Annotated in this window: 9 protein-coding genes; 5 read left to right on the forward strand and 4 right to left on the reverse strand. The window is 73.1% G+C overall.

Annotated elements, in window-relative coordinates:
- The coding region (locus tag CTKZ_RS02985; RefSeq protein WP_124341542.1) for a carboxyltransferase domain-containing protein at positions 1-1,372 on the forward strand (1,372 nt) is incomplete at its 5' end.
- Between the two features lie 23 nt (positions 1,373-1,395).
- Here the strand turns inward: CTKZ_RS02985 and CTKZ_RS02990 are convergent.
- From CTKZ_RS02990 to CTKZ_RS03005, 4 genes are all read right to left on the reverse strand, one after another.
- Positions 1,396-1,920: an amino-acid N-acetyltransferase gene (locus tag CTKZ_RS02990; RefSeq protein WP_124341543.1), complete on the reverse strand. Its 525-nt coding sequence runs from the start codon at positions 1,918-1,920 to the stop codon at positions 1,396-1,398.
- Between the two features lie 126 nt (positions 1,921-2,046).
- Positions 2,047-2,850, reverse strand: coding sequence for a hypothetical protein (locus tag CTKZ_RS02995; protein ID WP_124341544.1), 804 nt, complete (start codon positions 2,848-2,850; stop codon positions 2,047-2,049).
- Positions 2,851-3,143: 293 nt separating this feature from the next.
- Positions 3,144-4,472, reverse strand: coding sequence for an APC family permease (locus tag CTKZ_RS03000; RefSeq protein WP_124341545.1), 1,329 nt, complete (start codon positions 4,470-4,472; stop codon positions 3,144-3,146).
- Between the two features lie 155 nt (positions 4,473-4,627).
- Positions 4,628-5,638 carry a sugar-binding transcriptional regulator gene (locus tag CTKZ_RS03005; protein ID WP_124341546.1) on the reverse strand — a complete coding sequence of 337 codons (1,011 nt, stop codon included), beginning with the start codon at positions 5,636-5,638 and terminating at the stop codon, positions 4,628-4,630.
- Between the two features lie 139 nt (positions 5,639-5,777).
- On the opposite strand from CTKZ_RS03005, the gene CTKZ_RS03010 reads away from it, so the two are divergent.
- From CTKZ_RS03010 to CTKZ_RS03025, 4 genes are all read left to right on the forward strand, one after another.
- Complete coding sequence (locus tag CTKZ_RS03010; protein WP_124341547.1) at positions 5,778-7,589, forward strand: glycerol-3-phosphate dehydrogenase/oxidase; 1,812 nt, start codon at positions 5,778-5,780, stop codon at positions 7,587-7,589.
- Between the two features lie 89 nt (positions 7,590-7,678).
- Entirely contained in the window at positions 7,679-8,431 is a 753-nt protein-coding gene (locus tag CTKZ_RS03015) for an MIP/aquaporin family protein (protein ID WP_124341549.1), read from the forward strand.
- 30 nt (positions 8,432-8,461) lie between these two features.
- Positions 8,462-9,985 (forward strand): glycerol kinase GlpK, encoded by a 1,524-nt coding sequence (gene glpK, locus CTKZ_RS03020; RefSeq protein ID WP_124341548.1) that lies wholly within the window; start codon positions 8,462-8,464, stop codon positions 9,983-9,985.
- 213 nt (positions 9,986-10,198) lie between these two features.
- The coding region (locus CTKZ_RS03025) for a carboxypeptidase-like regulatory domain-containing protein (RefSeq protein ID WP_148090452.1) at positions 10,199-10,730 on the forward strand (532 nt) is incomplete at its 3' end.

The raw sequence follows: 10,730 nt of genomic DNA on the forward strand, positions 1-10,730 counted from the left end.
CCCGCAGGCCGACCCGGTCCCGCGCCGGGCCCCGCACGTCGACGGCGGCGTGCTGGGCCGCACGCCGGCCCGGCCGGCCCGCACCGCGACCGCGGGCGCCCCCGCGGACGGCACGACCACCGACCCCGAGGTCACCTACCGCCGCTCCGGCGACGACAACCTGCTCGTCGAGTACGGGCCGATGAAGCTCGACCTCGCGTCCCGCATGCGCGTGCACGCGCTCATGGAGGCCGTGCAGCAGCGCGTCGACCACGACGGCCTGCGCGGCGTCGTCGACCTCACGCCCGGCATCCGCTCGCTCCAGCTCCACGTCGACCCGGACGTGCTGCCGCTGCGCCGCGCGCTCGAGATCGTCGAGGAGGTCGAGGAGACGCTGCCCGCGACGCGCGACCTCGTCGTCCCGAGCCGCACCGTGCACCTGCCGCTCTCGTGGGACGACCCGTCGACCCGCGAGGCCATCCAGCGCTACATGGCGGGCGTCCGTGACGACGCCCCGTGGTGCCCGTGGAACATCGAGTTCATCCGCCGCATCAACGGCCTCGACTCGGTCGACGACGTCCACCGCACCGTCTTCGACGCGTCGTACCAGGTGCTCGGGCTCGGCGACGTCTACCTGGGCGCACCGGTCGCGACTCCGCTCGACCCGCGGCACCGCCTGGTCACCACGAAGTACAACCCCGCCCGCACGTGGACGCCGCAGAACGCGGTCGGCATCGGCGGCGCCTACCTGTGCATCTACGGCATGGAGGGACCGGGCGGCTACCAGTTCGTCGGGCGGACCATCCAGGTCTGGGACACCTACGCCCGGCACCGGCCGTTCGAGCCGGGCACGCCCTGGCTGCTGCGGTTCTTCGACACGATCCGCTGGTACCCGGTCGGCGCGGACGAGCTGCTCGACCTGCGCGCCGACATGGCCGCCGGTCGGCACGACGTCCGCATCGAGGAGGGCACGTTCTCGCTGGCCGAGCACGAGCGGTTCCTCGCCGCCAACGCGCCGTCCATCGCCGAGTTCCAGGCGCGGCAGGCCGACGCGTTCGGCGCCGAGCGGTCCGCGTGGGAGGCGGCCGGCGAGTTCGACCGTCGCGACCCCGAGCCCGCTGCCCCCGCCGCCACGGGTGTCGTGGTGCCCGACGGGTGCGACGGCGTCGAGGCGCCCTTCGTCGCGACCGTGTTCCGCGTGGACGTCCGCCCCGGCGACCTCGTCGAGCCCGGGCAGCAGCTCCTCGCGCTCGAGGCGATGAAGATGGAGGCGCCCGTCGTCGCGACCAGCGGCGGCACCGTCGTCGAGATCACCGTCACCCCCGGCGACCAGGTGGGTCCCGGTCAGGTCCTGGTCGTCCTCGACCCCGTGGCGGTCACGACCGCCGCGTGAGCCACGGCCGCCACGGCGGCAGGTCAGTGCGTCGGGTCGTCGAGCTCGATGAGCATGCGCGTGTTGCCGAGGGTGTTGGGCTTCACGCGCGCGAGGTCGAGGAACTCGGCGACGCCGTCGTCGTGCGAGCGCAGCAGCTCGGCGTACACGTCGGGCGTGACGGGCGTGCCCTCGATCGCGTGGAACCCGTGCGCGGTGAAGAAGTCGACCTCGAACGTCAGGCAGAACAGCCGCCGCAGCCCGAGGCCGCGGGCGCGGTCGACGAGCGCGTCGAGCAGCAGGTGCCCGACGCCCTGGCCGCGGTACGTCGCGTCGACGGCGAGCGTGCGGATCTCCGCGAGGTCCTGCCACATGACGTGCAGCGCACCGCAGCCCACGACGGCCCCGTCGGGCGCCTCGGCGACGACGAACTCCTGCACGGCCTCGTAGTAGCCGACCCACTCCTTGGCGAGCAGGATGCGCTGGTCGGCGTACGGCTGGACGAGGGCACGGATCGCGCGCACGTCGGCCGGGAGGGCGGGCCGGATCGTGAGCTGGTCGGTCGTCACGCGCTCACGGTAACCGTCGCCCGCGGGTGCCCGTCCGAGAGGGTCACGGACGGCGGGTGCACGGCGCCGCGGCCCGCCCCCGGTGCTCGGTCGCGGGCTGCCCGCGCCGGTGCGGCCCGTGGGTCGTCAGCGCAGCGCCCCCGCCCGGGCACGGGGTTCCGCCCGGCTGTCCGTGGCGGACCGGTGCACGCCGGGACGCTCGGCGTCGGCGTGGTCGAGCACCACGAGCGCGTGCCGGAGCTCGCCGAGCGCGCGCCGGGCGTCGACCGCGAGCGCGGCGAGCGCGGCCCGCCGGTCGGCGCCGCCGTCGCGGTAGCGGTAGGGCGGGGCCATCTCGGCACGTGCGGCGACGAGCGAGATCCGTCGTGCGGCGGCGTCGGTGAGCTCGCGGGCCCGGCGTGCGCGCTCGGCGGCGTCGGGGTCGTCCGCGGGGTCGTCGACGGGGTCGCGGCGCCGCTCGACCATCCCGCCGACGGTCGCGACCCCGACGGCGGCGACGAGGAGCCCGAGCATCACGGCGAGCGACACGAGCCCGTCCCGGCCGTCGTCACCCACGGCGCTCGAGCCGAGAGGGACGGACGCGACGATGTCGGAGACCGTGAACCAGCTGGTGACGGCGACCGCGGCGGCGGCGGGTGGCAGGGCGCGCCACGGCGCGCGGTGGGCGGCCACGGCCGCGACGGCGACGAGGCCGGCCCACCAGCCGAGCACGAACCAGCCGGTCCAGGCGGTCGTCGCGAACGGCATGAGGACGAGCACGGTCGCCCAGCCGGGGTGGCGGCGCGCGACGAGCACGCCGACGACGACGGCGACGAGCGCGACGACGAGCAGCGGCGACCGGAGCGCGGGGACGGTCAGGTAGGCGCCGCCGGGCACGAGGAGGAGCTCGGGCGAGAGCGCGAGGGTCGCACCGACGACGCCGGCGAGCACCCCGGCGAGCGGCCCGGGGCGTGTCCTGACCGGGCGATGACGGCGCCGACCTGCACGGTCATAGCGCTCTGCGACTGCGTCGTCATCGGCCATGACCAGATGGTGCCGTGCTCCACCGACATCGCGCCACGTGCACGCGGCCCGACGCCGCGTGTCACCGCGTGCGCGGGCCCGAGAACCACCCGGACGGGTGACGCGGCGGACACGGTCCCCGCGCCCCGCACGGCCCACCCGCCGACCCGTCACGCACCGACGTCCGTGGAGTCACAGGTCGGGCCTCCCCGGCCCGTCCATCAGGAGCGGGACGGCCGGCGTGACGCGAACCGCGCCACCGCGTACAGCACCAGGCCGACGGCGAGCAGCACGCCCGCGAGCAGGAAGTGCTTCGCCTCCTGCTGCGTGAGCAGGCCGACGCACGTCGCGGCCGCGAGCACGGGAAGCGGCGTCCACGCCCGGAAGTGCGGCTGCTCGACGCGGTCCCGACGCAGCACGAGCACCGCGACGTTGGTGCTGAGGAAGACGAGCAGGAGGAGCAGCACGACCGTCGACGCGAGGTCGACGAGCGACCCGGTCGTCGTGAGCACCATCGCGACGACCGTGGTGACGACGATGGCGACGATCGGCGTCCGGCGGCCCGGCAGCACGCGCCCGAACACCGACGGCAGCAGCCCCTCCTCGGCCATGCCGTACGCGAGCCGGCTCGCCATGATCATCGTGAGCAGCGCGCCGTTGGCGACCGCGACCAGCGCGACGACGGAGAACACCTCGAGCGGCACGCCGCCGGCGACGCGCACGACCTCGAGCAGCGGTCCGCTCGACGCCTGCAGGTCGGCGGGCGCGACGACGGCAGGCGCCACGATCCCGACGAGCAGGTAGACGACGCCCGCGGTGAGCAGGGCCCCGAACAGCGCGCGCGGGTAGGTGCGGCGCACGTCGCGGACCTCCTCGGCGAGGTTGGCGGACGTCTCGAAGCCGACGAACGAGTAGAACGCGACGAGCGCGCCGCCGAGGGTCGCCGCGGCGACGCCCGTCCCCTCGGGCAGCTCGGTCAGGCGCGACACGTCGCCGTCGCCACGACCGAGCACGACCGCCCCCAGCACCACGACCAGCACGAGACCGCTGAGCTCGATGGTCGTCATCACGACGTTGGCGCGCAGCGACTCCTGGATGCCCCGCGCGTTGAGCGCCGCGACGAGCGCGAGGAACACGAGCGCCGCGGGGACGGCCGGCACGTCGAGGAACACCCCGAGGTAGTCGCCCGTGAACGCGAGCGACAGGCCCGCGGCGGACGTGACGCCTGCGGCGAGCATGCAGTAGCCGACGAGGAACGACACGACCGGGCGACCGAAAGCACGCTGCGCGTAGACCGCGGAGCCGCCGGCCCGCGGGTACTTCGTCACGAGCTCCGCGTACGACGCCGCCGTGAGCAGGGCCATGCCGAGCGCGACGAGCAGCGGCACCCACACCATGCCGCCGGCCTCGCCCGCGAGCTCGCCGACCAGCGCGTACACCCCGGCGCCGAGCACGTCCCCGAGGATGAACAGGAACAGCAGACGTCCGGAGACGCTGCGCTTGAGGCGCGTGGCGTCGACGTCGTCGGGCGCGGTGGCGGTGTCGGTCACCGAGCGAGTATCAGCACGCGTCCGCGGTCCCGCACGGCGAGCGAGCGGCCCGCGGTGGCCGTGAGCGGCGCGCGGCGCCGACGCGTCCGGCGCGTCTCCACCCGTCACGTGTCCACGGGTCACGCGTGTCTCCACGCGTCACGCGTGACCACGCGTCAGGCGCGTGCCGACGCGTCGGGGGTCCGTCGCGCGGTCCGGCGCGGGAGCGGCGGCTCGGCCGCGTCGAGCAGCCCGGTCGCGGTGAGCTCGTCGACGACGAGGTCGGTGACGACCCCGGCGCGCAGCGCGGCGAGCAGCGGCGCGACCTTGTTGTCCCCCGCGACGACGCACACGCGCCGCGGCACGCGCTGGAGCTCCTCGGGCGTCGGTCCGGTCGCACGTTCGTTCAGGTGCACGTCCTGCCACGAGCCGTCGGCACGCAGGAAGACCGTGCACACGTCGCCCACGACGCCCTCGTCGTGCAGCAGGCGCACGTCGGCGTCGTCGAGGTATCCCGCGGAGTAGACGTGCGACGGGACCGCGCCCGCGACCGCGCCGACGGAGAACACCGCGATGTCCGCGCGCCGCTGCATGTCGAGGACGCGCATGACGGACCGCTCGCGCCACATCGCGCGCTTGGTGTCGGGGTAGTCGAAGAACGCGGGCACGGAGAAGTGGTGCACGGCCGCGCCGAACGCGGTGCCGAAGGACGAGATGAGGTCGGACGCGTACTCGATCCCGGAGGTGCGCATGTTCGCGGCGCCGTTGAGCTGCACCACGTGCGACCCGCGGGTCGGCTTGGGCGTGAGGTAGCGGGACACCGACGCGAGCGTGGTCCCCCAGGCCACGCCCATGACCATGTCGGAGTCGAACCACGACGAGAGCAGGCGTGCCGCGGTCATCGACACCTGGTCGAGCCGCTCGATGTGCGACGCGGAGTCCGGGACGGGCACGACGTACGCGTCGACGCCGAACGTCGCGGCCACCGACCGCCCGAGCCCGGGTGCACGCGTGCTCGCGGGGCGCAGCGTGATCTCGACCAGGCCGGCCTGCCGTGCACGTTTGATGAGCCGCGAGACGGTCGACCGGGAGGTCCCGAGGTGCCGCGCGATGACCTCCATCTTGAGGTCCTGCAGGTAGTACATGGACGCCGCGCGCAGGACGTCCTGCTCCCGTTCGACGTACACGCACCCTCCTCCGACGGACGCCTGTGCATGCACGTATGTGCACCCCGGTTGCGCGTCCGTTCGCCCCGTGATGACGATAGCGAGCGGCCACGGGCGCAGCGATCCGAGGCAGACGAATCACCCGGGGGACGAGAACCACATGCGGACAGCACCACTGACGGTCCAGGCACGCCAGGACGCGCTCGACGTCATGCGCGCCAGCGGCGAGCGCGGCAACGAGCTCGACGTGCTGGTCATCGGGGGCGGTGTCACGGGCGCGGGCATCGCCCTCGACGCCGTGACGCGCGGCCTGTCGACCGCGATCGTGGACGCGCAGGACTGGGCGAGCGGCACGTCGAGCCGGTCCAGCAAGCTCGTGCACGGCGGCCTGCGCTACCTCCAGATGCTCGACTTCCACCTGGTGCGCGAGGCGCTCACCGAGCGCGACCTGCTCATCAACACGCTCGCGCCGCACCTCGTGAAGCCCGTGTCGTTCCTCTACCCGCTCGAGAACCGCGTCTGGGAGCGCGCGTACGTCGGCGCGGGCGTGCTGCTCTACGACACGCTCGCGACGGTCAACGGCAGCAAGCGCGCGATGCCGATGCACCAGCACCTCTCCCGCAAGGGCATGGAGCGGCTCTTCCCCGACCTGCGGCACGACGCGGCCGTCGGCGCGGTCCGCTACTGGGACGCGAGCGTCGACGACGCGCGCCTCGTCGAGACCCTCGTCCGCACCGCCGTCTCCTACGGCGCGCACGCCGCGAGCCGCACCCAGGTGCTCGACCTGCACACGACGACGGGCGGCGCGGTCACCGGCGCCGAGCTGGTCGACCTCGAGACGGGTGAGCACCTCGACGTCCGGGCGCGCGCGGTCATCAACGCGACGGGCGTCTGGACGGAGCAGACGGAGAGCCTCGCCGGGTCCGAGGGCGGCCTGCGGGTCCTGGCCTCCAAGGGCGTCCACATCGTCGTGCCGCGCAGCCGCATCGCCGGCAACACCGGCCTGATCCTGCAGACCGAGAAGTCGGTGCTGTTCATCATCCCGTGGTCCCGCTACTGGGTGATCGGCACGACCGACACCCCGTGGGAGCAGGACCTCGTGCACCCCGTCGCGACCAGCGCGGACATCGACTACGTCATCGAGCACGCCAACGCCGTGCTGTCCCGCCCGATCAGCCGCGACGACGTGATCGGCACCTGGGCGGGCCTGCGGCCGCTGCTCCAGCCGCACGTCAAGGAGGGCACGTCGTCGGCCAAGGTGTCGCGCGAGCACACCGTCGCGTCCCCGACGCCGGGCCTCACCGTCATCGCGGGCGGCAAGCTCACGACCTACCGCGTCATGGCCAAGGACGCGGTCGACTTCGCGATCGGCTCGCGCGCCACGAGCCTGCCGTCGCTCACGCACGACCTGCCGCTCGTCGGCGCCGAGGGCCTGCGCGTGTTCCAGCGGCAGTCCAAGGCCATCGGCGCGAGGTACGGCTGGGACCGGCCGCGCATGGACCACCTGCTGCACCGGTACGGCTCGCTGCTCGCAGAGCTCATCGACCTCGTCGACGCCGAGCCGTCGCTCGCCGAGCCGCTGAAGAACGCGCCCGCGTACATCGGCGCCGAGATCGTCTACGCCGTCAGCCACGAAGGTGCGCTGCACCTCGACGACGTGATGATGCACCGCACCCGGCTCAACTACGAGCAGGCGGACAAGGGCGTCGGCGCGCTCGACGAGATCGTCGACCTGATCGCTCCCGTCCTCGGCTGGGACGAGCGGACCCGCAGCCAGGAGATCGCCGCCTACGTCGCGCGCGCCGAGGCCGAGGACGCCGCCGCGCAGGAGCACGACGACGCGGCGGCCGAGCAGGTGCGCCTGCGCGCCGCCGACCTGGCCCCCATGCGCCGCCTCGACGACGTGGTCGGCGCCGGGACGAAGCCGGGCTCGCCGCGCGGCCGCGGATCGGCAGGTCCCGCCGGCACCTGAGCACGACCCCGAACTCCCCGCGGCCCGTGCGCGGGGTGCACGTGACAACGACGTCTCGTCAACAGAAGGGATAGGCCGTGGGCACACTCATGTCCCAGGCGTTCGTCTCCGAGATCCTCGGCACCGCGATGCTCATCCTGCTGGGCGCCGGTGTGGTGGCGAACGTGATCCTGCCCGGCACGAAGGGCTTCGGCGGCGGCTGGCTCCTCATCAACTTCGGATGGGGTCTCGCCGTCTTCGCCGGTGTCTTCACCGCCTTCAAGTCAGGCGCCCACCTCAACCCCGCCGTCACGATCGGCCTGCTGACGGCCGACCAGCCGTTCGCCACCAAGACCGGACCGGACGACATGGTCACGGTCACGATCGAGCCGACCGTGGGCAACGCGTTCTGGTACATCCTCGCCCAGCTGATCGGCGCGTTCATCGGTGCCGTGCTCGCCTGGATGGCCTACAAGAAGCACTTCGACCAGGAGGCCGAGCCGGGCATCAAGCTCGCGGTCTTCTCCACGGGTCCGGCCCTGCGGTCGTACGCGTGGAACTTCGTCACCGAGGTCATCGCGACGTTCGTGCTGGTCTTCGTGGTCCTCGCGTTCGGCCCGACGCCGTCCGGGCTCGGCCCGCTCGCCGTCGCCCTGCTCGTCGTCGGCATCGGCGCGAGCCTCGGCGGACCCACCGGGTACGCCATCAACCCCGCACGCGACCTCGCACCCCGCATCGCCCACGCGGTCCTGCCCATCCCGAACAAGGGCGGCGGCGACTGGTCGTACGCGTGGGTGCCGGTGCTGGGCCCGCTCGTCGGCGGTGTGCTCGCCGGCCTCCTCGCCAACGTCTACATCTTCTGACCCCGGCCCCCGACCGAAAGGCAGACCCCCATGCCCGACACGCAGTACGTCCTGGCGATCGACCAGGGCACGACCAGCTCCCGTGCGATCGTCTTCGACCACGGCGGCCAGATCGTGTCCGTCGGCCAGAAGGAGCACAAGCAGATCTTCCCCCGGGCCGGCTGGGTCGAGCACGACCCCGAGGAGATCTGGGTCAACACGCGTGAGGTCGTCGGCCTCGCGCTCACCCGCGCGAACCTGACCTACCGCGACATCGCCGCCGTCGGCATCACCAACCAGCGCGAGACCGCGGTCGTCTGGGACCGCACCACCGGCAAGCCGGTGTACAACGCGATCGTCTGGCAGGACACGCGCACGCAGAAGATCGCCGACGAGCTGGGGGCGCTCGGCGGCGGTGCGGACCGCTACAAGGACCGCGTCGGCCTGCCGCTCGCGACGTACTTCTCCGGCCCGAAGATCACGTGGATCCTCGACAACGTCGACGGCGCGCGCGAGAAGGCGGAGCGCGGCGACCTCGCGTTCGGCAACACCGACGCGTGGGTGCTGTGGAACATGACGGGCGGCGTCGACGGCGGCGTGCACGTCACCGACGTCACCAACGCGTCCCGCACGATGCTCATGAACCTCGACACGCTGTCGTGGAACGAGGAGATCGCGGGCGAGATGGGCATCCCGCTGTCGATGCTCCCCGAGATCCGCTCGTCGTCCGAGGTGTACGGCACGGGCCGCGAGGGCGGCATGGTGCCCGGGGTGCCGATCGCGGGCATCCTCGGCGACCAGCAGGCCGCGACGTTCGGGCAGGCGTGCTTCGAGGTCGGCACGGCCAAGAACACGTACGGCACCGGCAACTTCATGCTGCTCAACACCGGCACCAAGCCGATCCCGTCGAAGAACGGCCTGCTCACCACGCTCTGCTACAAGATCGGCGACGCCGACCCGGTCTACGCCCTCGAGGGGTCGATCGCGGTCACCGGGTCGCTCGTGCAGTGGCTGCGCGACAACCTCGGGATCATCTCGTCGGCGCCGGAGATCGAGACCCTCGCGGCGACCGTCGAGGACAACGGCGGCGCGTACTTCGTGCCCGCCTTCTCGGGCCTGTTCGCGCCGTACTGGCGGGCCGACGCGCGCGGTGCGCTCGTCGGGCTCACGCGGTACGTCAACAAGGGCCACATCGCCCGCGCCGCCCTGGAGGCCACCGCCTTCCAGACGCGCGAGGTGCTCGACGCGATGAACGCCGACTCCGGCGTGGACCTCACCGAGCTCAAGGTCGACGGCGGCATGGTCGCCAACGACGCGCTCATGCAGTTCCAGGCCGACATCCTCGGCGTGCCCGTCATCCGGCCGAAGGTCGCCGAGACCACCGCTCTCGGCGCCGCGTACGCCGCGGGCATCGCCGTCGGGTACTGGTCCGGCGAGCAGGACGTCATCGACAACTGGGCCGAGGACAAGCGCTGGGAGCCCGCGGCCGACGACACCGAGCGGGACCGTCAGTACCGCCTGTGGAAGAAGGCCGTCACGAAGACCTTCGACTGGGTCGACGACGACGTGCAGTAGGGACGTCACGGGGGACGGTCGCGGCACCGGGGCAGCCGCGACCGTCACGAGGGCCGGGTGGACCGCAGGCCACCCGGCCCTCGGCATGCCCGGGCGAACCCGCCTGTCACGCCCGACGTGACGCGGGTGCCAAAACGCCTCACACCTGTCGGATCCGGTCGATAAGGTCTCGCCGAGTCGCGCACCTCAGCGCACCCGGCACCAGGAGACCCCATGCCCTCACCTGCCCGTCCGCGGACCGTGCGACGCCTCGTCGCCGCCGCCCTGGCCGCTCTCCTCACCCTCACCGGCCTGGCCACCGCCGCGTCGGCCGACGACGCGGTCGGCACCGTCACCGGCCGCGTGGTCGACAGCGCGGGGACCCCCGTCGTCGGCGTCCCCGTCGAGCTCACGACCACCATGGGCATGTCGACCGGGGCGGTCGTGCTCACCGACGCACAGGGCGGTTACACCGTCGGGTCCGTCGCCCCCGGCACGTACCTCGTGCACGTCATGCCGCCCGGCGACAGCCCTCTGCTCGAGGGCTACCACGGCGGGTCACGCGCGTGGGAGGCGACGTGGTTGTCCGTCACCGCGGGCGCGACGACGCAGGTCGGCGACACCGTGCTCCAGACGGCGGCGATCGTCGAGGGCCGCGTGCTCGCCGCCGGCCAGCCGGTCTCCACGGCGTTCGTCTCGCTGACCGCCACCTCGGGCTTCGGCGGCGGGTCCAGCTCGACCTGGACCGACGGGACGTTCCGCATCA

Source organism: Cellulomonas algicola (assembly GCF_003851725.1).
GTDB lineage: Bacteria > Actinomycetota > Actinomycetes > Actinomycetales > Cellulomonadaceae > Cellulomonas > Cellulomonas algicola.

Coding starts and splice junctions, on each gene's coding strand:
- CTKZ_RS03010 (WP_124341547.1), top strand. CDS start 5,778: ATGCGGACAGCACCACTGACGGTCCAGGCACGCCAGGACGCGCTCGAC.
- CTKZ_RS03015 (WP_124341549.1), top strand. CDS start 7,679: ATGTCCCAGGCGTTCGTCTCCGAGATCCTCGGCACCGCGATGCTCATC.
- glpK (WP_124341548.1), top strand. CDS start 8,462: ATGCCCGACACGCAGTACGTCCTGGCGATCGACCAGGGCACGACCAGC.